Source organism: Pseudomonas pergaminensis, assembly GCF_024112395.2.
GTDB classification, from domain to species: Bacteria; Pseudomonadota; Gammaproteobacteria; order Pseudomonadales; family Pseudomonadaceae; genus Aquipseudomonas; species Aquipseudomonas pergaminensis.
The window spans coordinates 2,540,880-2,565,370 of the sequence record NZ_CP078013.2 but is presented as its reverse complement, the minus strand read 5'-3'; the positions used below and the strand labels follow the sequence as shown (position 1 = coordinate 2,565,370).

Annotated in this window: 2 protein-coding genes; both read right to left on the bottom strand. The window is 65.7% G+C overall.

Annotated elements, in window-relative coordinates; translation table 11 throughout:
* Positions 1 to 243 precede the first annotated feature (243 nt).
* Positions 244 to 11,538, bottom strand: coding sequence for a non-ribosomal peptide synthetase (locus KUA23_RS11670; RefSeq protein ID WP_252993981.1), 11,295 nt, complete (start codon positions 11,536 to 11,538; stop codon positions 244 to 246).
* Positions 11,535 to 24,362, bottom strand: a complete 12,828-nt coding sequence (locus KUA23_RS11665) for a non-ribosomal peptide synthetase (RefSeq protein WP_252993980.1) — start codon at positions 24,360 to 24,362, stop codon at positions 11,535 to 11,537. The genes KUA23_RS11670 and KUA23_RS11665 overlap by 4 nt, the downstream gene beginning before the upstream one ends.
* Between the last annotated feature and the right edge of the window lie 129 nt (positions 24,363 to 24,491).

Here is a 24,491-nt window from a genome sequence, read left to right as displayed (position 1 = left end):
GTGGATCAGTTAGAGATGTAATTGCTGACGCACCGCCTTCGCGAGCAAGCCCGCTCCCACATTTGGACCGAGACCAGCTTCCAGAAGCCGGTCGGCTACCAGGCCGCCGCGCTTTTGCTTTTGATCTTCGGCGCCCCGTAAAACCACGCTGGCCGTTTGGGTCCTTCCAAAAGTGACCCGCTGTAAGAGCGGAACCATAAGCCGCCGTTACCGAAGAAACGGATATGTACCCAAACAACCCGCTCAAGACACCACCTCCCCAACAACAACCCCATCCACCCACCAACGCGCCAACCCAACCACATTGGGCGCCTTGAGCAACGTAAAGTGATTCCCCCCGCCATACCCAACCTGCAACCCACTCCCCTGCCGTCGCCACCCCTCAATCATCAACCCTTGCTCCCGCTGATTCCCCGCCGCGTCCAGCGCCGGATCCTCAGCCAACACCAACCGCACCACGCCCTTGAACCGCGCACCAGGCCGATACTCTGTACGCAACGCCGCCGCATAAGTGCGCGCCGGCCCCTCCATCGCATCCACCGCAGAACGTCCCGGCAACAACCCGACACCGACCATGCCCGCGTGCAACTGGCGCCGCTGCGCCACCTCATCACACGCGGCAAAATCCCCCGGATCAATCCCCAGCGATTTCCCAGCCGACAACTGCATCGCCTCAATCAAGCGCATCAACGCCGCTGTCGTGGTGTACACCTTCCCAGCCCCGCCAGGCGCCTCACTGTCGATCACCGTCAACGACGCCACCTCGCGCCCGGCCGCCTGCAACCGCAACGCCATCTCCAGCGCAACCCAGCCACCAAACGAGTGCCCGACCAGGTGCACCGGCCCCTGCGGGCACTCTTGCTCCAGCGCCGCCAAGTAACACCGCGCTGCCGCTTCCACCTGGCTATGGGGCACCGCTTCACCGTCCAGCCCACGCGGCTGCAAGCCAAACAGCGGCCACTCGCGGCCCAGCGCTTCACCCAGGCCTACAAACCCGGTGACGCTGTCCCCCGCCCCTGGCACGCAGAACACCGGCGCGTACCCGGCCCGACCACTCTGAATGCGCAGCAAGGGTTGATGCGGCTCCTGAACCTGCGCCGCACTCGTTGCCAACGCCTCGCTCAGTGCCTGGCCCAATGCCTGGATATGCGGCGCCTGCATCATGCTCTGGTGATCCCCCGGCACCTGCACCCGGCGCAACTGCCCCGGCGCCAGGGCATCGCTCCAGCCCAGGGATTCACTGCGCCGTGACAACTCGGTCGGGCGCTCGCTCGCACTGAACAGATGCACCGCCACCGGCAACGGAAACAGGCTGTAGTGCGCCAATGCATGGCCGTGGCCGACTTCGCGCTCGATGTAGTTCAAGAGGTCCGCGTCCGTAGCCGTCGCCATTTGCGCGTGCAGCACACCTTCATCGCGACAACGTTGCAGCAGGCGCGCAAAGTCCAGCTGTCCAAGCTGCGCCTCCAATTGCCCAAGCCTCGCCAGTTCATCCACACCTCCCTGTGCTGTCCAATACGCCGTGCACTGCAACAGCAGGTGCCGCTTGAGTGCATCCGGCCCGTTCCAGCGCGCCTTGCCCTGGTCGGTCATGCGCGGCACATAGCTGTCGATCAGGCCGAGGAACTCCACCGCTTCATCCTGTCCCAGCAGTTGCATCGCCACTTCATAGGCCAGCACGCCGCCAAACGACCAGCCGGCAAGGCGATAAGGTCCATGGGGTTGAAGGCCGCGAATCAACCCGACCAGTCGCGCTGCCAGGCCTTCCATTGTGTTCAGGTGCGGTTCCCCCAGGGCCACGCCCGGCAGGCCGTAGATTGGGTAGTCACCGGGCAGGTGCTGGCCCAGCGCCGGGAAGTAAACATCCATGCCACTGAACTCGTGCACCAGGAACAGCGGCGCCTGCGCACCACTGCCGCGCACCGTGATCACCGAGGTGTCACGCACCGGCGCGTCGGTACGCTGGCGCAGCATCGCGGCCACCGAGGCCACGCTGGCATGCTGAAACAGCTCGGCCAGCGACACCTGCAACCCGGCGTCCTCCATCAGGCTGACCAGCCGGATCGCCAGCAATGAATGCCCACCCAATTCAAAGAAACTGTCATGCCGACCTACCTGTTCCAGCTTCAGCACCTCGGCCCACAACCCTGCCAGGCGCTGCTCCAGGGCATCGGTCGGCGCTTCGAAATCGCGGCGGCTCAACGCCTCCAGGGCCGGCACCGGCAAGGCTTTGCGGTCGACCTTGCCGTTGGCCGTCAACGGCAGCTGCGCCAGTGGCACAAAGGCCGACGGCAGCATGTACTCCGGCAACTGGCCTTGCAGGTAGGCGTGCACGCTATCGATATCGACGGGTTCATCGGCCCAGGTGAAATACGCCACCAGGCGCTTGTCTCCCGGTGCGTCCTCGCGCGCCAGCACCACCACCTCCTGGATACCCGCAAAGGTGGCCAGTCGCGCTTCGATCTCGCCCAGTTCGATACGGAAGCCACGGATCTTCACCTGATCGTCATTGCGCCCGATGCATTCCAACAGGCCGTCCGCCGTCCAGTGGCCGAGGTCGCCGGTGCGGTACATCAAGGCGCCGGCGTTGAACGGGTCCTGCACAAACTTTTCAGCCGTCAGGTCAGGGCGGTTCAGGTACCCCAGGGCCACGCCGTCCCCACCGATGCAGATTTCACCGGTCACGCCCAAGGGCACCGGCTGCAACTGGGCATCCAGCACATGGACCTGGGTGTTGCCGATCGGCCGACCAATCGGCACGCTTTGTGCCGCCTGTGCGAGCGAGCGAACTTCATAGGTGGTGGCGTAAGTGGTGGTTTCGGTCGGCCCGTAGCAATGCACCAGGCGCAACGCCGGCGCGCGCGCCAACAAGCTGCGGAATGCCGCCGGGTCGGCACGCTCGCCGCCGCACAGCAGAATGCGCAAGCCGGCCAGGGCCTGGGGAATCAGTTGCACGTATTGGTTGAACAACGCCGTGGTGACGAACAGCACCGTTGCATCCGCCAGGGCCAGACCAAAGGCGGCCGGGTCGAGCAACGTGGCGTGGTCGATCACCTGCACCTGGCCACCGTTTAGCAACGCGCCCCACACGTCCATGGTGCTGGCGTCGAACGCCGGGTTGGAGGCGAAGGCCACACGGTCGCTGGCGTTGAAGTCGGCGTAGCCGTTGTTGAGCACCAGGCGCGTGATGCCGCGATGCGGCACCAACACGCCCTTGGGCGTGCCGGTGGAGCCGGAGGTGTACATGATGTACGCCACGCTGTCGGAGGACTGCGACAGGTCCGGGTTGTGGCTGGGTTGCGGGTCGAGGACCACAGTGTCCAGGTCCAGGCGCTGCGCCGGGTAGTCAACGGGCGTATCACTGCGGGTCAACAGCCAGGCCGCACCGCTGTCGTGCAGCATGAACCCCTGGCGCTCGGCGGGGGCGTTGATATCCAGCGGCACATACGCGGCAGCGCACTTGAGCACGGCCAATTGGCTGATCAACAAGTCCAGCGAGCGCGGCAGCAGGATCGCCACGCTGTCGGCAGGCCGCACCCCGAGGCCAAGAAGGTGATGGGCCAAGCGATTGGCGCGGCTGTTGAGTTCGCCATAACTCAAGGACTGCTCGCCATGCCGGGCCGCCAACGCAGCGGGACGTGCCTGGGCCTGGGCCTCGAACAGGCGCTGCACGGTGTGCTCGCGCGGGAAAGGCCGCGTGGTGGCATTGAAATCCAGCAGCTGCTGGCATTCGGCGGCTGGCAGGATCGGCAAGTGGCTGATGCCCACCGCATTGCCCTGTTCCAGCGCTTGCACCACCTGTTCCACGGCAATCTGCAGGTAGCCACACAACCGCCGCGCGCCCTGCCCCACTATTTTCAGGGAGAACCCCTCCCCCAGGTCATCCACGCTCACCGACAGCCCGTAGTTGCTGTGTTCCTCGGCCTTGAGCAACCGAATGCCCTGCCACGCCTCGGCCGCCGCCTGAGGCGCACTGTGGCGATAATTGAACAAGGTATCGAACAGCGGCGTCGTCACCGGCACACCGCTGCAACGCTGGGCCAACGCCAGTGGCGCCTGCTCATGGCTGAGCAATTGGCTGAGGCGTGTGTGGGTCGCCCGCAGGGCGTCGCGCACCGAGTGTTCACCCAGGTGGACCCGCAGCGGCAAGGTATTGATGAACACACCCATGGCCCGCTCGGCACCTTCACCGCCTTGCAGGCGGCCAAGCATCACGCTGCCGAACACGACCTGATCGCGCCCCGAGACCTTGCCCAGTACCTGGGCCCAGGCCAGGTGCATCAGGCTTGCGGCGCTCACACCGGCCTGGCGTGCCCTGTTGCGCAGGCGCTGGCTCAAGGCCGGGTCGAGAGCGCGTTGCACCTGTTCCGCGCGGCCCAGGCTGTCGAGCTGGGTCGGCTCATCGATGTCACCGAGCATCTCGCGGAAGAATGCCTCGTGATCGTCCGCCCCCAGGCGGGTCTGGGCCACGTAGTTGCGATACGGCACCGCCGCACCCAATGTGTGTTGCGTGCCCGACAGGTACGCCTGCATGTCGTGTTGCAGGATCTCCAACGCAACGTGGTCCATCACCAGGTGATGAAACAGCAACGTGGCATTGTCGTCGGTGACCACCAGGCGCATCAACGGCGCCTGGGACAGGTCGAGACGTTCCGGCACCGACCCGTGTTCGACACGCAGCGAAGCTTCGCGCCACACCACCTGCACCGGCTCTTCCAGGCCGTCCCAATGGAACGACGAACGCAGTACGTCGTGACGCTGGATCACGGCCTGCAAGGCCAAGGTAAAGGCCTCCCTGCGCTGGCGACTGTCGAACGCAAACTGCGCACGCAGCACATAGTCGTCACCGGTCTGCACCGCGCGGTGGTGATACAGCATGCCGGCCTGCAACGGCGCCAGCGGGTAGATATCCTGCACATTCGCCGCGCCACCCGGGATGCAGGCGACGATACGTGCAATGGCCGGCTGATCCAGCTGGATCAACGGCAACATGTCCGGGGTGATATAGGCGCAATCGGCCGCGATGCCGTTGACTGGCACCGCCACTTCACGGCCCCCACCCAGCGCCGTCGCCAAGGCCGACAAGGTGGGCTGACCAAACAATACCTTCACATCCGCCGACAACCCCAGGCGACGCATGCGCCCCATCAGGCTTACCGCGAGCAACGAGTGGCCGCCCAGTTCGAAGAAGTTGTCGTGACGGCCCACGCGCTCCACGTTGAGCAACTCGGCCCACAGGCTGGCCAGGGCAATTTCGGTATCGCCCTGGGGCGCTTCATACTCACGCACCACCACCGCATCCAGGCCTGGCGCGGGCAGGGCCTTGCGATCGAGCTTGCCGTTGGGGCTCAGGGGCAAGGTGTCGAGGTGCACGAAAATGGCTGGCGCCATGAATTCCGGCAGATGCTGCAGCAACTGCGCACGCAACGCGTCGATTTCGCTGAACGTGCCGGTGTAGTAAGCGATCAACCGATTGTCGCGGGCGATCACCGCGGCTTCATTGACCGACGGACAGTCGGTGAGGCGTGCCTGGATTTCCCCCAGCTCGATACGCAAGCCACGGATCTTGACCTGGTCGTCATTGCGCCCCAGGTACTCAAGCGTGCCGTCGGGCAGGTAGCGGCCAACATCTCCGGTGCGGTACATACGGCCGTCGGTGAACGGGTCCTTGAGGAAGCGCTCGGCGGTCAGCTCCGACCGGTTCAGGTAACCACGCGCCACTTGCACGCCGCCGATGAACAGCTCGCCGACCACGCCCAAGGGCACTGGCTGCAACTGGGCATCGAGCACGTACATGCGGGTATTGGCGATGGGTTTGCCAATCGGTGTGTTGTCCGGCGTCACCGGGCCGGCGCAGTTCCAGGCCGTCACATCGACGGCCGCTTCGGTCGGGCCATACAGGTTGTGCAATTGGCTACCCGGCAGCTGTTGCTTGAAGCGCCGCACCAGGCTGCCCGGCAAGGCTTCACCGCTGCACATCACATGCACCAGACCGGCCGCCTGGCTCACGTCACCATGGGCCAGGAACACGTCCAGCATCGACGGCACGAAGTGCAGCGTGGTGATCTGCTCGGCCGCGATCACGTCGCACAGGTACGCCGGGTCTTTATGGCCGCCAGGGCGCGCCATTACCAGGCAAGCGCCGGTGAACAGCGGCCAGAAGAATTCCCACACCGACACATCGAAGCTGAACGGGGTTTTCTGCAATACCCGGTCATGGGCCTGCAGGCCATAGGCGTCCTGCATCCACAGCAGGCGATTGACCACGCCAGGGTGGTCATTGATCACGCCCTTGGGCTGGCCGGTGGAGCCGGAGGTGTAGATCACATAGGCGCTGACCCCGGCCACTTGGGGGTTGTCGACGGGTTGGTGCTGCCAGGCCGGCTGGTCCAGGTCGATCACCGGCACGTTGCCTAGCAACCCACGCGTGGCACCTTGGGCCAGCACCGCCACAGGCGCGCTGTCTTCCAGCATGTAGGCGATACGCTCCAGCGGGTACGCCGGGTCCAGCGGCACATAGGCGGCGCCGGCCTTGAGGATCGCGTACAGGCCAATGACCATTTCCAGGCTCCGTTCGACGCAGATCGCCACCCGCGAATCCGCTTGAACGCCCATTTCCATCAGGTGATGCGCCAGCTGGTTGGCCCGCGCATTCAGCTCGGCATAGGTCAGTACCCGATCACCCGCCTTGACGGCGGCAGCCTGCGGCGAACGCGCCACCTGCCCTTCGAACAGACCGTGCAAGGTCTGGTCGAGGTTGTAATCGACCTCGGTGGCATTGAAGTCGAACAGCAGGTGTTGGCGTTCGCGTTCATCCACCAGCGGTACATGCGCCAGCACGGCCTGGTCGTTATCGACCATGGCCTGCAACAGGCGAGTGAAGTAGCCGACATAACGCTGCACCGTCGACTCATCAAACAGCGCCACCGCGTACTCCAACGCGCCAATGAGGGTGCCCTGCACTTCTGCCAGGTCCAGGGACAGGTCGAACTTGGCAAAGTGGCTGTTCTCGACAATGCCTTCCAAGGCCAGGTCGCCCAGGGCCAAAGTTGGCGCGCTGCTGTCCTGCCAAGTCAGCAGGGTCTGGAACAGCGGGCTGTGGGCCAGGCTGCGCGGCGGGCGGGTGACTTCCACCACTTGCTCGAACGGCAGGTCCTGATGGGCCTGGGCTTGCAGGGCCTGGGCCTTGACCCGCGCCAGCAATGCCTCGGTAGTGAGCTCGCCAGCGGTATCGACACGCACTGCCAGGGTGTTGACGAACAGGCCGATCAGGCCTTCCACCTCGCTGCGCGTGCGATTGGCCACGGGTGAACCGATCACCACCTCCTGCTGCCCGGACAACCGCGCAAGCAACGAGGCCCAGGCGCTCATCAAGGTCATGTACAGCGTGGTGCCGTGGCGTTGGCTGAGCGCCTTGAGCCCGGCGGTGAGGCGCTCGTCCAGGCGTATCTCGACACTGCTGCCGGCGTAGTCCTGCTGCGCCGGTCGCGGCCGGTCGGTGGGCAAGGTGAGCAAGGCCGGCGCCCCCGCCAGCGCCTGCTGCCAATAGGCGCTCTGGCGGTGCAGCACTTCACCGCTGAGCCACAGGCGCTGCCACACGGCGAAGTCGCCGTACTGGATCGGCAGCGGCGGCAACGGGTCTGCCTGGCCGTGGCTGAACGCCTGGTACAGCGCCATCAGTTCACGGGTGAGCACGCCCATGGACCAGCCATCGGAGACGATGTGGTGCAGGGTCAGCAGCAACACATGGTGATCGTCGGCCATGACCACCAAGCGCCCGCGCAGCAACGGGCCGCGCTCCAGGTCGAAGGGGGCCGAGGCTTCGCCGTGGATCAAAGCGTCCAGCGCCTGCTGGGGTTGCGGATGGCGCCGCAGGTCCTGCACTTGCAGGGGCAGCACGTCTTCGGCGGGCACGATCAAGACTTGGGCGTCATCGCCGTGCTGGGCAAAGCGGCTGCGCAGGGTTTCGTGGCGCGCGACGATACGGGCCAAGGCCCGTTGCAGCGCCTCGACATGCAACTGCCCGCGCAGACGCAGGCCAATGGGAATGTTGTAGGCGGTGTTGGCTCCTTCCATCAGCGCCAGGAACCACAGGCGCTGCTGGGCAAAAGACAGCGGCACCTGTTCATCGCGATTGGCCGGGAGGATATCCGGCAAGGTGCTGCGACCGGACCGGGCCAGCACCTCGGCGACGGCGGCCAGTTCGGCATTCGCGAACAAGTCGCCGAGCAGCAACTCGACACCCAGGCGCTGGCGAATCTGCGAGACCATGCGCATGGCCAGCAACGAGTGCCCGCCCAGTTCGAAGAAATGGTCGCGACGCCCCACACGCTCCACGTGCAGCACATCGGCCCAGATCTGCGCCAGCACGCTTTCGATTTCACCTTCCGGGGCCACGTACTCGCGGGTGAACACTGCGGCCATGTCCGGCGCCGGCAGGGCCTTGCGGTCGAGCTTGCCGTTGGCGGTCAGGGGCAGCGTGTCCAATTTGACGTAGGCGACCGGCACCATGTAGTCCGGCAGGTGCGCCACCAGGTGGGCGCGGATATCGCCCACGGCCAACGGGTCGAGCTGGCGGTTTTCGGTGAAATACGCCACCAGCCGCTCTTCACGCACCAGCACCACGGCTTCCTGGATGCCTGCCAACTGGTTGAGCTGGGTTTCGATTTCGCCCAGCTCGATGCGCATGCCGCGAATCTTCACCTGGTCGTCATTGCGGCCCAGGTACTCGAGGTTGCCGTCCGGCAACCAGCGCGCCAAGTCACCGGTGCGGTACATACGCCCGGCGTTGAACGGGTCACGCAGGAAGCGTTCGGCGGTCAACTCGGGGCGATTGAGGTAGCCGCGCGCCACGCCTTTGCCGCCGACGTACAACTCCCCCGCCACGCCCAGCGGCACCGGCCGCTGCTGCTCGTCCAGCAGGTACACGCTGGCATTGGCGACAGGTTTGCCGATGTGCAACGGCTGGCCGGCCTCGACCTTGCCTGAAGTGGCGACCACTGTGGCTTCAGTGGGGCCGTAGTTGTTGATCAGGTCAAAGCGCTGCGCCCGGCCAAACTGGCGCAGGCGATCACCGCCGATCAACAGAGTGCGCAGCGTCGGGTGTTCGATCTGCTGGCTGAACGCGTACTCGGCCACCGGGGTGGGCAGGAAGCACACGTCCAACGGCTGCGCGCACCACCAGGCCAGCAGTGCGTCGACATCCTCGGCGCCGTCCCGGGCCGGCGGCAGGTGCAGGGTCGCGCCCACGCAAAGCGCCGGCCAGACTTCCCAGGCCATCGCGTCAAAACCGAACCCGGCGACGCTGGCGGTGTGGCGCCCGGCACACAGGTCAAAGGTGCTGCAATGCCAGTCCACCAGGTTGGCGACGGTGTGGTGTTCCACCATCACGCCTTTGGGCAGGCCGGTGGAGCCGGAGGTGTAGATCACATACGCAAGGTTGGACGGCGTGACCGCCACCTTGGGGTTGCTCGCCGAATGGTGCTGCCAGGTGAAGCGGTCGAGGTTGATCACTGGCACCTCAAGGGCCGGCAGGCGCTCCAGCAAGGCCTGCTGGGTCAACACCGCCACCGGTCCGCTGTCGCCGAGCAGGTAGTTGAGGCGCTCGGCCGGGTGGGACGGGTCTACCGGCACATAACACGCACCAGCCTTGAGCACCGCCAACAGGCCGGCCAGGGTGTCCAGGCCACGGCGGGCGACGACGGCGACGCGGTCGTCGGGCTTGACCCCCAGCGCCAGCAAGTGATGGGCCAGCAGGTTGGCTTGCTGGTTGAGTTCGGCATAGGTGAGCTGGCGGCCCTGATACACGGCGGCAACGGCGTCGGGCGTGAGCGCGGCCTGGGCCTCGATGCGCCCGTGCAGGGTGGTGCCTTGGGGGAAATCCGTGTGGGTCGCGTTAAAGTGCTCCAACAGCAACTGCTGTTCGTCCGCAGGCACCACCGACAGTTGGTTAAGCGCGGTGTCGGGCGCTTGCTCCAAGCCGGTCAGCAGGTTTTCCAGGGCGGTTTGCAGGTAGGTGCAGACGCGCTGCGGATCGACCTGGTGGGTGGCGAGCAGACGCAGGATAAACCCTTCGCCCAGGTCATCGACACTCAGGGTCAGCGGGTAGTTGGTGCGCTCATCCGAACGCAATGTCTCGATGCCCTGCCACGCCGCCACGGCTTCGCTGCTAGTACCTGTGCCGCTATGGCGATAGTTGAGCAACGCACTGAACAACGGCGTCGGCGCCACCACCCCGCTGCAGCGTTGCGCCAACGCCAGGGGCGCGTGTTCGTGGCGCAACAGCCCGGTGAGGCGCGCATGGGTAGCCTTGACCGCGCTGCGCAGGTCGCCTTCGCCCACGTCCACGCGAAACGGCAAGGTGTTGATGAAAATCCCCAAGGCGCGGTCCGTGGCATGCCCACCTTGCAGGCGGCCCATCAGCACAGTGCCGAACACCACCTGGGACTTGCCGGCCAGCACACTCAGCACCTGGGCCCAGCCCAGATGGAACAGGCTGGCGACGCTGACCCCGAGCACGCGGGCCTGGGCGCGCAGGCGCTGGTTGAGCGCATCCGCCAACGGCCAGTCGCGTTCAGTGATGCCACGGCCATCGCCTTGCACATCCTGCAAGCCGAAGGGCAAGGTCGGCTCGACCACATCACCCAGCATCTGCTGGAAAAACGCCTCATGCTGCTGCTCACTGACACCCAGGCGCGCCGCCGCCACGTAGTTGCGAAACGGCACTGCCTGGCCCAGTTGCCCGGCGTGCCCGTGCATAAACGCCTGCATTTCATGGCGCACCACTTCCAGCGCGCTGTGGTCCAGGGCCATGTGATGGAACAGCAGCATCGCGACGATGCGCCCCTGCGCCGGGTCCTTCGCCCAGGCCAGGCGCAGCAGCGGCGCCTGGGTCACGTCCAGGCGGTAATGGCGGGCGTCGAAACGTGCGTGCAACTGGGCGGCAATATCGCCGTCGGCCGGGTCCAGCGCAAGGGCCTGCACCGGCAGGCGCGCCGTGCGCCATACCACTTGCGACGGTTGCCGCAGCCCTTCCCAGACCACGCCGGTGCGCAGGATGTCGTGCCGGTCCATCACCCCTTGCAACGCCAGGGCAAACGCGTCGAAACGCTCGACACTGTCGAAGGCGAACTGCGACTGCATCACATAGGGGTCGCCCTGCTCAGTGCTGACGTGGTGAAACAGGATGCCTTCCTGCAGCGGCGCCAGCGGGTAGATGTCCTGGATATTTGCCACGCCGCCGTCGACGGTGGCGACGATACGGTCGATTTCCTCCTGGCTCAGATCAGACAGGGTCAGCATGGCCGGGGTGATGTGTTGCGCACCGGCCGGGATGCCATTGGCCGGTACTTCGTTGGCGGCCGAATATTCACCGGCCTTGATCAGTTCGATCAGCGCCGGCTTGTGCTCGCGCAAGGCGGCGAGGATCAACGGGTCGCTCAGCGCGTGTTTGTTGCCTTGTACCGACAACTGCTCACCCTTGAGCGTGAGCTGCACGTCCTTGGTTTTCAGCGTCGCCAGCAGTTCAAGAATGCTCACAGGACGATCTCCATTCGTTCAGTCATTGCGGCGTAGCCGGCCAGGGTCGGCTGTTCAAACAACGCGCGCACATCGGCTTCCATGCCTTCCTGGCGCAAGCGCCCGATCAAGCTCACGGCGAGCAGCGAGTGCCCGCCCAGTTCAAAGAAATTGTCCTGGCGCCCTACCCGTTCTACGTTGAGCAGTTCGGCCCATAGCTGCGCCAGCAGGATTTCGGTATCGCCCACCGGGGCTTCGTACTCGCGTACGGTCAGCGCCTCGCTGCCCGGCGCCGGCAGTGCCTTGCGGTCGAGCTTGCCGTTGGGGCTCAAGGGCAGCGCGTCCAAGTGCACGAACAGGGCGGGCACCATAAAGTCCGGCAGGTGCTGCAACAGGTGCTCGCGCAGCTCGGTGGCCCGGACGCCGGTGTAGTAGGCGACGAGCCGATCATCGCGGGCCACCACTGCGGCTTCATTGACCTGGGGATGTTCAAGCAGGCGCGCCTGGATCTCGCCCAGCTCGATACGCAGGCCACGGATTTTCACCTGGTCGTCGTTGCGGCCCAGGTACTCGATATTGCCGTCGGGCAGGTAACGCCCAAGGTCGCCGGTGCGATACAGGCGCCCATCAGTGAACGGGTCCTTGAGGAAACGTTCGGCGGTCAACTCGGGACGATTGAGGTAGCCCCGCGCCACCTGCACGCCGCCGATGAACAACTCGCCCACCACGCCCAGGGGCACCGGCTGCATTTGCCCATCCAACACGTACATGCGGGTGTTGGCGATGGGTTTGCCAATCGGCGTGTTGTCCGGCACGTCCGGGCGCGCGCAGTTCCAGGCGGTCACATCGACGGCGGCTTCGGTCGGGCCGTACAGGTTGTACAGGCCGATGCCCGGCAGTTGCTGCTTGAAGCGCCTCACAAGACTGCCCGGCAACGCTTCGCCGCTGCACATCACCCGTTGCAGGCCGGCCGCCTGGCTGACATCGCCGTGGGCCAGGAATACGTCGAGCATCGACGGTACAAAATGCAACGTGGTGATCTGTTCAGCGGCGATCACCTCGCACAGATAGGCCGGGTCTTTATGCCCGCCAGGACGCGCCATGATCAGGCAGGCACCCGTGAACAGCGGCCAGAAGAACTCCCACACCGACACGTCGAAGCTGAACGGGGTTTTCTGCAATACCCGGTCGTGGGACTTGAGGGCGTACGCGTCCTGCATCCACAACAAGCGGTTGACCACGCCGGGATGGTCGTTGATCACGCCCTTGGGCTGGCCGGTGGAGCCAGAGGTGTAGATCACGTAGGCGCTGAGGGCCTGTGCGCGGGGATTGTCGATGGCGTGGTGTTGCCAGGTCGGGCGGTCCAGATCGATCACCGGCGCGTCGCCCAGCAAACCACGCGTAGCGCCTTGGGCCAGCACCGCCACAGGCGCGCTGTCTTCCAGCATGTAGGCGATACGTTCCAGCGGATACGCCGGGTCCAGCGGCACATAGGCCGCACCGGCCTTGAGGATCGCGTACAGGCCGACCACCATGTCCAGGCCACGCTCCACGCAGATCGCCACCCGCGAATCGGCTTGAACGCCCATTTCGATCAGGTGATGCGCCAATTGGTTGGCTTGCGCATTCAGTTCGGCGTAGGTCAATGCCAGGTCGCCTGCCTTGACGGCGATGGCGTCCGGTGTGCGCGTCACTTGCGCTTCAAACAGGCCGTGCAAGGTCTGATCGAGGTCGTAAGCCACCTCGGTGGCGTTGAAGCCGGACAGCAGTTGCTGACGTTCCTGCGCCTCCAGCACCGGCAGGCGGTTGACGGCCAACTGCGGCGCCTGCTCCAGCGCCTCGACCAACCCTTGCAAGGTCACCTGCAGATAACCGCACATGCGTTGCGCGCCAATCGACTTGGCGGTCATGGCAGTGAGGCGGAAGCCGTCGCCCTGATCGTCCACGTTCAAGGTCAACGGGTAGTTGGTGCGTTCCTCGCTGGCCAGGGTCTGGATGCCCTCCCAGGCCCGGGAGACCGGCGCCTGCTGGCTGTCACTGTGGCGGTAGTTGAGCATGGCGCTGAACAACGGCTGTGGCGCGGCGACACCGCTGCAACGCTGGGCCAGCGCCAAGGACGCATGCTCGTGCCCGAGCAACGCGGTCAACCGCGCATGGGTCTGCTTGACCGCCATGCGCACACCGCTGCCATCGGTGTCCACGCGCAACGGCAAGGTGTTGATGAACATGCCGAGGGCGCGGTCACTGCCTTTGCCGCCTTGCATGCGCCCCAACAGCACGGTGCCGAACACCACGTGTTCCTGGCCGGACGTGCTGGCGAGCACCCGCGCCCAGGCCAGGTGGAACAGGCTCGCGGCGCTGACGCCCAGCAAGCGCGCCTGGGCCCGCAGGCGTTGGTTGAGCGCCGGCGCCAGGCTGAGCTGAACCTCCTCGATGGCATTGCCGTCGCCGCGCACATCCTGCAAGCCAAACGGCAGGGTCGGCTCGCTGATGTCGCCGAGCATCCCCCGGAAGAAGGCTTCATGCGCCTGTTCGCTGACGCCCAGCCGCGCTTGGGCCACGTAGTTGCGGTACGGCGTGGCATCACCCGTGGGCTGTGGCAGCCCGAGCAGGCTGGCCTGCATTTCGTGACGCACGCCGTCGAGGGCGGTGTGGTCGAGGACAATGTGGTGGAACAGCAGGATCGCGACCACGCGCTGATTGACCGGGTCCGGCGCGTACACCAGGCGTATCAGCGGCGCCTGGTGCATCGGCACGCGGTACTGACGTGGGTCGAAGCGCTGGTGCAGGTGCTCGAGGGCATCGGCCTGCACCACCAATTCAGCCTTGCGCCACACCACCTGCAGCGGTTGGGCCAGGCCTTCCCAGACCACGGCGGTGCGCAGGATATCGTGACGGTTGATCACCTGTTGCAGCGCCTGGGCAAACGCGTCCAGGCGTTCGAGGCTGTCGAACGCCAGGTGCGATTGCAGCAGGTACGGGTCGCCCTGCCCCGCGCTGATGTGGTGGTAGAGAATACCTTCCTGCAACGGCGCCAACGGGTAGATATCCTGCACATTGGCCGCGCCACCGGGCACCAGGGCGACGACGTGATCAATCGTCGATTGGTCGAGGTCCACCAGTGTCAGCAGGTCGGGCGTAATGCGCTGGCACTCGGCAGGAATACGATTGGCCGGCACCTGTACATCCTGGCCACTGCCCACCGCAGCCGCCAGCGCCGCCAGGGTCGGCTGGCTGAACAGCACGCGCACATCGGCACTCAGGCCGACCTGGCGCATGCGTTCGATCAGGCCGACGGCCAGCAACGAATGGCCGCCCAGTTCGAAGAAGTGGTCATGGCGCCCGACCGGCTCGACGTTCAGCACCTCGGCCCATATCCGCGCCAAGGTCGTTTCAACCTCGCCCTGCGGCGCTTCGTATTCACGCGTCAACAATGCCGTTTGATCGGGTTCGGGCAAGGCTTTGCGGTCCAGCTTGCCGTTGGCCGTCAGCGGCAATGCGTGCAGCTTTACATAAGCAACCGGCACCAATGCCTCGGGCAACTGGGCTTGCAGTTGCGCGCGCAGGGTGTCGATATCCAATGGTTGCTGTTCGGTGAACCAGGCAATCAAGCGCCCTTCGCGCACCAGTACCACCGCCTCACCGACGCCGTCCAGTGCGGCCAGGCGGCTTTCGATTTCCCCCAGTTCAACCCGTACGCCACGCACTTTCACCTGGTCGTCGTTACGGCCCAGGAATTCGATATGGCCATCGGGCAACCAGCGCGCCAGGTCGCCGGTGCGGTACATGCGCCCGGCGTTGAACGGGTCTTGCAGGAAGCGTTCGGCGCTCAGGTCGGGCCGGTTCAGGTAACCGCGCGCTACACCGCTGCCGCCGACATACAGCTCGCCCGTCACCCCCACCGGCACCGGACGCAAGTGCGCGTCCAGCAGGTAGACGCTGGCATTGGCGATCGGCCGACCGATATGCAGCACCTGCCCGGCGCGCACGCGGCCGGAGGTGGCAACCACCGTGGCTTCGGTGGGGCCGTAGTTGTTGATCACCGCAAAGCGCCGCTCCTGGGTGAACTGGCGTAGGCGGTCGCCGCCGATCAGCAGGATGCGCAAGGTGGGGTGTTGCAGGTGCTGGCTGAAGGCGTACTCGGCCACCGGCGTTGGCAGGAAGCTGACGTCCAGCGGTTGCGCCAGCCACCAGGCGAGCAGTTCATCAATGTTTTCATTACCGACGCTGGCAGGCGGCAGGTGCAGGGTGGCGCCGACGCACAGCGCCGGCCAGACCTCCCAGGCCATCGCATCAAAACCGAAACCGGCGACGCTGCTGGTGTGCCCCGTGGCATCCAGGCCAAAGGCCTCGCAGTGCCAGTGCACCAGGTTTTCCACGGTATGGTGTTCGACCATCACGCCCTTGGGCTCGCCAGTGGACCCGGAGGTGTAGATCACGTAGGCCAGGTGCGCCGGGGTCAGGGCGCTGAGCTGCGGGTTGCTGACGGCGTGCTGTTGCAGGCTCGGGTCATGCAGATCCACAGTGGCGACGGTACCCAGCAGCTCGCGGGTGCTGGCTTCGGCCAACACCGCCACGGGTGCGCTGTCGTGCAGCAGGTAGGCAATACGCTCGGCGGGATACGCCGGGTCGATGGGCACGTAACCGGCACCGGCCTTGAGGATGCCCAGCAAGCCCACCAGCATCTGCGGGCCGCGACGGCAGCACAGGGCGACACGGTCGTCGGGCCGCACGCCGAGGTCCAGCAGGTGATGGGCCAGTTGGTTGGCGCGTCGGTTGAGTTGTTCATAGGTCAGCGCCTCACCGTCTTGCAGCACCGCTACAGCCTGGGGTTGGCGTTCGGCCTGGACCTCAAAGGCACCGTGGACGGTCTGCCCGTGCGGGAAATCCTCGCGGGTGGCGTTGAAGTCGCGCAGCAGGGTTTCACGCTCCGCCGCCGGCAGAATCGGCAGTTGGTTGAGCACCGTCTGCGGCGCGCTTTCCAAGGCGGCCACCAACTGTTCCACGGCGCTGTGCATATAGGCGCACAGGCGCTGGGCGCCGATCTGCGGCAGCGCCAACACGGTCAGGCCGAAGCCCTCACCCAAATCGTCCACGCTCAGGGTCAAGGGGTAGTTGCTGCGTTCTTCACCGCCGAGCAATTGCACGCCTTCCCAGATGCCATGGCCATCGCGGGCCATTTCGTCGGGGTCGCTGTGGCGGTAGTTAAGTAACGCACTGAACAGCGGCGATGTGCTCGCCACGCCGCTGCAACGCTGGGCCAGCGCCAGGGACGCGTGTTCATGGCCGAGCAAGGCACTCAAGCGCCCGTGGGTAGCCTTGACCGCCACGCCAGCAGTCGCCGCCACGTCGACCCGCAGTGGCAGGGTATTGATGAACATGCCCAGCGCGCGGTCCGCACCGTCACCGGCCTGCAGGCGGCCCATCAATACGGTGCCGAACACCACGTCATCACGCCCTGACACCAGCCCCAGCACCTGCGCCCACGCCAGGTGCATCAGGCTGGCCGCGCTCACGCCCAACTGCCGCGCCTGTTCGCGCACACGCTGAGCGAGCGCCGGGTCAACCGGCTGTTCGGCCTCTTCGATATCGCGCCCATCGCCCTGCACGTCCTGCACACCGAACGGCAAGGTCGGCTCATCCACATCCGCGAGCATGTCGCGGAAAAAGGCCTCGTGCTCCGCCACGCTGACACCCAGGCGCGCCTGGGCCACGTAGTTGCGAAACGGCGCCGCTGCCGGCAAGCCCTGGGCCTGCTCGAACATGAACGCGCGCATCTCCTGGCCCACCACGGCCATGGCGGTGTGGTCCAGCGCCAGGTGGTGGAACAGCAGGATCGCGGCGATTCGATCATGCTGCGGGTCTTGGGCATACACCATGCGCAGCAACGGCGCCTGGGTGATGTCCAGGCGGTAATGGCGCGCATCGAAGCGCGCGTGCAGCTGCTCGATGATGCCGCCGTCCGCCGGGTCCAGGGCGACCTCTTGAACGACCAGCTGCGCCTCGCGCCACACCACTTGCACCGGGCTGTCCAGGCCTTCCCAGACGACAGCGGTACGCAGGATGTCGTGGCGAGCGACCACCTGTTGCAGCGCGCCCATGAACGCGCGCAGCCGCTCCAGGCTGTCGAACGCCATGCGCGATTGCAGCAGGTACGGATCACCCTGCTCGGCGCTGATGTGATGGTACAGAATGCCTTCCTGCAACGGCGCCAGCGGGTAGATATCCTGCACGTTCGCCGCACCACCCGGCACGTTCGCGACGATACGCTCGATGGCCGTCGGGTCGAGCTGCACCAATGTCAGCATCGACGGCGTGATGTGCGTGCACCCCGTGGGAATACCATTGGTCGGCACCACGACTTCCCGCCCGCTGCCCACTGCGGCGGCCAATGCCGCCAGGCTTGGCTGGCTGAACAGCACGCGTACGTCACAGCTCAGGCCGACCTGGCGCATGCGCTCGATCAGGCTGACCGCCAGCAATGAATGCCCGCCAAGTTCGAAGAAATGATCGTGCCGCCCGACCCGCTCCAGCTTGAGCACGTCCTCCCAGATCTGCGCCAGTTGGGTTTCCACCTCGCCTTCCGGCGCTTCGAAACCACGGCTGAGCAATGCGCTCTGGTCCGGCACCGGCAGGCCCTTGCGGTCGAGCTTGCCGTTGGCGGTGAGCGGCAACAGTGCCAGCCACACATACGCCGACGGCACCATATAGTCCGGCAGTTGACCCTGCAGATGGGCACGCAGGGCTTCAATATCCAGCGCCGCACTGGCGGTGTAATAGGCAACCAGGCGTTTGTCACCGGGCTCGTCCTCGCGGGCCAGCACCACGGTGTCTTTCACGCCTGGGAAGCTGGCCAGGCAGGTTTCGATCTCGCCGGGCTCGATACGGAAACCGCGGATCTTCACCTGCAGGTCATTGCGCCCCTGGTACAGCAAGGTGCCGTCGGCCTGCCAGCAGGCCAGGTCACCGGTGCGGTACAGCACGCCGTCGCCGAACGGGTTGGGGATGAATTTCTCGGCGGTCAGTTGTGGCTGGTTCAAATAGCCCTTGGCCACGCCCGCACCGCCGATGTACAGCTCGCCGACCACACCCAGCGGTACCGGTTGCTGGCGCGCGTCCAGCACGTAGGCCTGGGCATTGGCGATCGGCCGGCCGATGGGAATGCCGCCCTCACCGACCTGGGTGATCTCAAAGGTGGTGGAAAACGTGGTGGCTTCGGTGGGCCCGTAGCCGTTGAGCAGGTGTTGGGGTTTGCCGTGTTCAAGCACCCGGCCGATCACCTGCGGGTCGAGCACGTCCCCACCGACGATCAGGTAGCGCAATTGGCGGAACACCGGCATCAGCGCGTCGGCGTACTGGTGGAACAGCCCGGCAGTCATCCACAGCACGCTGACGGATTGCTCCTGCAACAACGCCGCGAACGCCGCCTGGGACAACAGCACCGCGTGCTCGACCACCACCACACAACCGCCATTGAGCAACGGCGCCCACACATCCAGGGTGCTGGCGTCGAACGCCGGGTTGGAGGCGAAGGCCACACGGTCGTGCGCGTTGAACTCGGCATAACCGTTATTGAGCACCAGGCGCGAGATAGCACGGTGCGGCACTTGCACCCCCTTGGGCGCCCCGGTGGAGCCGGAGGTGTAGAGGATGTAGGCGACGCTTTCGGCCGACTGGGGCAACTCGGGGTTGCGCGGCGACAACGCGTCCAGGTTCAGGTCGGCCAGGCCAGTGAGCACCCGGTGGGCACCACTGTCCTGCACGATGAACGCCTGGCGCTCGACCGGCGCATTGACGTCCAGCGGCACATACACTGCCCCGCACTTGAGGATCGCCAGTTGGCAGACCAGCAGGTCGAGCGAACGCGGCAGCGCAATTGCCACGCTTTCGCCCGGTTGCACGCCCTGGTTGAGCAGATGATGGGCCAGGCGATTGGCGCGACGGTTGAGGTCGCGGTAACTCAAGGACAGGTTCCCCTGCACCGCAGCTACCGCTTGCGGACGGGCCAGCGCCTGCGCTTCGAAAAGTTGATGCACGGTGAGGTGCGCCGGGAATTCACGGGCGGTGGCGTTGAAGTCCACCAGTAACTGGTGGCGCTCGGCGGCCGGCAGGATCGAGACAGCCTGCAAGGGTGTGGTGGGCGCTTGTTGCAGCGCCGTCACCAGGTGGCGCAACGCGGTGAGCATGTAGTCGCCGACTCGCTGCACATCCAGGCTCGCCACGCCTTGCACGGTGAGGGCAAAGCCTGTGCCCAGGTCATCGACGTTGAGCACCAGCGGGTAATTGCTGCGCTCTTCGGAACTGAGAATCTGGATGCCGGAGGCTGCAAACGGGCTGTCGCCCGGTGCTTGCCCCGGTGCACTGTGGCGATAGTTGAGCAAGGTGCTGAACAACGGCAGCGAACCCGGCACGCCGCTGCATCGCTGGGCCAGGGACAACGACGCGTGCTCATGCCCGAGCAACTGCGCCAGGCGCGCATGGGTGGCGCGCACGCCGGCCTGAACGCCGACGGAGCCGAGGCTGACGCGCAGCGGCAAGGTGTTGATAAACATCCCCAGCGCCCGGTCGGCGCCTTCGCCGCCCTGCATGCGCCCCAGCAACACCGTGCCGAACACCACCGCCTGCTGGCCGGAGACCTGCCCCAGCACCTGCGCCCAGGCCAGGTGCACCAGGCTCGCGGTACTCACGCCAAGCTGCCGCGCCTGTTCGCGCAGGCCCAGGCTCAGTGCCGGTTCCAGGGGCAGGTGAGCTTCAAGGATGCCGCTGCCGTCGCCATTCACGTCCTGCAAACCGAAGGCCAGGGTCGGTTCGTCGATATCGCCGAGCACCTCGCTGAAGAACGCTTCGTGCTGCGCCTGGCTGACGCCAAGCCGCGCCTGGGCCACATAGTTGCGGTACTGCACGGCGTCGGGCAGTTGCGCGCTGTTGCCGGACAGGCTCGCGCTCATCTCTTGCACCAGCACCTGCAGGGCCGTGTGGTCCAGCAGGATATGGTGCAGCAGCAGAATGCCGACGAAACGCCCCTGTTCCTCGGTGTAGGCAAAACGCAGCAGTGAGGCACGGGTCAGGTCGAGGCGAAAGTGGCGGGGGTCGAAGCGTTGCTGCAGGCGCGCAAAGGGCTCGTCGATACGCTCGACAGCCAGCGCGGCCTGGCGCAACACCACCTGCACCGGTTCGTTGAGGCCTTCCCAGAGGATCGCGGTGCGCAGGATGTCATTGCGTTCGATCACGCTGTGCAGCGCCTGGATAAACGCATCCACCGCCGCCTGGTCGTTAAAGCTGAACTGCACCTGCAACACGTAGGGGTCGCCCTCGGTGGTTGCCAGGTGATGGTAAAGAATGCCGGCCTGCAACGGCGCCAGGCCGTAGATGTCCTGTACGTTGCTGATGCCGCCGGGCACTTGCTGGATGATGTGGTCAAGGGCCGCCTGGTCCAGTTCCACCAGGGGAATCATGTCCGGGGTGATGTGCGTGGTGGCGTGGGTTATCAGGTTGGCCGGCACCTGCACTTCCTGTTGCCCGCCCACCGCCGCAGCCAGCGCCGCCAGGGTTGGCTGGCCGAACAGCACGCGCACGTCGGCGCTGAGGTCGACCTGGCGCATCCGTTCGATCAGCTTGACCGCCAAGAGGGAATGGCCGCCCAGTTCGAAGAAGTTGTCGTCACGCCCCACGTGGTCGAGCTTGAGCAGGTCTTGCCAGATCGTGGCGATGGCGGTTTCCACCGCGCCTTGGGGGGCTTCGTAGCTTCGGCGGGCCAGCGCAGCGGCGTCCGGTGCGGGCAGTGCCTTGCGGTCAAGCTTGCCGTTGGTGGTCAGCGGCAGTTTTTCCAGCAGTACGAAGGCGCTGGGCACCATGTGTTCGGCCAGGCTCAGCAGCAGGTGGTCGCGCAGGTCGGCGGCACGCAGCTCGCCGTCGGCAATCACGTAGGCCACCAGGCGCTTGTCGCCCGGCTCGTCTTCACGGGCGATCACCACGGCGTCACGCACGCCCTCGGCGCTGGCCAGCCGCGCTTCGATCTCGCCCAGCTCGATGCGGAAACCGCGAATCTTCACCTGGTCATCGTTGCGGCCCAGGTATTCGACGCTGCCATCGGCCCGCAGGCGGCCGAGGTCACCGGTCTTGTACATGCGCAGGCCGGTGGCCGGGTCGGGCAGGAAGCGCTCGGCGGTCAGCGCGTCCCGGTTGAGGTAACCCCGCGCCACACCGGCGCCGCCCACGTACAACTCGCCGACCACACCCAGCGGCAAGGGCTCGCGGCGTGCGTCGAGCACATACAACTGCAAATCGGGAATGCGCACGCCAATCGGGCTGACACCGACCAACTGCGCATCCGCCGCTTCCAGGGCGCGGTAGGTCACGTGCACGGTGGTTTCGGTGATGCCGTACATGTTCACCAATTGCGTCCCGGCGTTGATCGCTCGGGCGTACCACGGCTTGAGCATGCCCGGCTCCAGTGCCTCGCCGCCGAAGATCACCTGGCGCAGGGAATGGGACTGCGGGTTCTGGCCTTGTGCAGCGATCAATTGGCGGAACGCGCTGGGCGTCTGGTTGAGGATGCTCACGCCCGCTTCGCAGAGCAGCGTGTAGCACTCGTCCGGCGAGCGGCTGACCAGTTGCGGCACGATCAGTAACTGGCCGCCATGCATCAGCGCGCCCCAGATTTCCCACACCGAAAAGTCGAACGCGAAAGAATGGAACAGCGCCCAGACGTCGTTGCGGTTGAAGCCGAACCAGTGCTCGGTCGCCGTGAACAAGCGCGCGACCTGGCGGTGTTCGATCATCACCCCCTTGGGCTCGCCCGTGGAGCCAGAGGTGTAGATCACGTAGGCCAGGTGAGCCGGGCTGAGGCTGACCCGAGGATTGACGAGGGATTCGCCGCGCAACCCGTTGAGGTCGACCTGCGGCAGGTCGCCGACCAGGTGGCGGGTATTGACCTGCACCAGCACGGCCACGGGTTCGCTGTCGGCCAGGGTGTAGGCAATGCGCTCCAGCGGGTAGGCCGGGTCGATCGGCACGTAGCCGGCGCCGGCCTTGAGGATGCCGAGCAGGCCGATGATCATCTCCGGGCCACGTTCCACGCAGATGGCCACGCGGTCATCGGGGCGGATGCCCTGGGCCAGCAGGCGGTGGGCGACCTGGTTGGCGCGTTCGTTGAGTTGGCGGTAGCTCACGCGCTGGTTGTCGAAGCGCAAGGCAATGGCGTCGGGCTGGGCAGCGGCGTGGGTTTCGACGTGTTGATGGATCAGGGCCGTGTCGGCGTAGTGCGCGGGGGTTTCATTGAGGCGGTGCAACAGGGTGTGGCGTTCGGCGTCGGGCAGGATATTCAGGCCGCTGAGCGGCATATCCGGTCGTTGTTCCAGGGCATTGGCCAGGCTTTCCAGGCCGGTGTGCAGGTAGGTGGCGACACGTGCAGCACCGATGGATGCGTCAACCATCACCGTCAGGGCGAAATCTTCACCCAGGTCATCGACGTTGACCGTCAGCGGGTAGTTGGTGCGCTCCTCGGCGCCGAGCACGCGAATGCCCTCGGCCACCTCGATCACCTCGGCCATGTCCGTGGCGGCGCTGTGGCGGTAGTTGAGCATGGCGCTGAACAGCGGCGTCGGCGCGGCGACACCACTGCAACGCTGGGCCAGCGCCAGGGACGCATGTTCGTGGTTGAGCAAGGTGGTCAGGCGTTCGTGGGTAGCCTTGACCCCGGCGCGCACGCCCTGCTCGCCCACATCCACGCGCAAGGGCAAGGTGTTGATGAACATGCCCAAGGCCCGTTCACCGCCCTCGCCCGCCCCCATGCGACCGAGCATCACGGTGCCGAACACCACGGCATCACGGCCGGAGACCACACCCAGCACGCGGGCCAGCGCCAAGTGCATCATGCTTGCCACGCTGACACCAAGGGGCCGCGCCAGGGTGCGCAGGCGGCGGCTCAGCGCGCTGTCGACGGCGACACGTGCCTCGTCAATGCCCAGCCCGTCACCCTGTACGTCCTGCAACCCGAAAGGCAGCGTCGGCTCATCGATGTCTGCCAGCATCTCGCGGAAAAAGGCCTCATGCGCCTGTTCGCTGACGCCGTGGCGCACCTGGGCGATATAGCTGCGAAACGGCACCGGCTCACCCGCCAGGGCCTGCTCGCCAGCCAGGTACAGCTGGATTTCATGGCGCACCACATCCAGGGCAGTGTGGTCGAGAATGGTGTGGTGAAACAGCAGGGTCGCCGCCACACGCCCAGTGAGTGCGTCCTCGGCAAACACCAGGCGCAGCAGCGGCGCCTGGCCCAGGTCCATGCGGTAGTTGCGGGCATCGATCTCCACGGCTTCGCACACCAGGCTCGCCTTGCGCCACACCACCTGCAGCGGCTCGTCGAGGCGCTCCCAGACCATGGAGGTACGCAGGATGTCGTGGCGATCGATCACCCATTGCAAGGCTTCGGCAAACGCGTGCAACCGTGCGCGGCTGTCAAACTCGAACTGCGCGTGCAACACGTAGGGGTCGCCCTGCTCCGCTGACAGGTGGTGGTAAAGCATGCCCTCCTGCAGCGGCGCCAGCGGGTAAATGTCTTGCACATTCGCCGCGCCCCCAGGGATGGCGGCGACGATACGGTCGATGGCCGCCTGGTCGAGGTTGACCAGCGCGAGCATGTCCGGCGTGATGCGATAGGCCGGGCTGAGCCAGTCACCGCCATGCTCGGCAACCAACGCCAGCAGCCGGGGCTTGTGGGCGATCAATTGATCCCACAGCGCATCCTCCAATGCCTCGTCGTCACCGAGGATGATCAGGTCGCCTTCTTCCAGTTGCAGACGGATCGCATGGGTGGAAATCGCTGCCAATAATTCGCTGAACTGCATGGGGTAACCTGCCTGATAAGTCACGGTGGAGAAGAAAGTCCGTTTTCAGCTGCCGCTTGAATCGGGTGCTGGGCGCCCCGCATCCAAAAAAATAGCGGGCGCAGCCGGGGGCCTGGAGAGGCTTCCGGC

Bases quoted from the DNA above. Each gene is read 5' to 3' on its own strand.
- KUA23_RS11665 (WP_252993980.1), bottom strand. From the start codon at position 24,362: ATGCAGTTCAGCGAATTATTGGCAGCGATTTCCACCCATGCGATCCGT.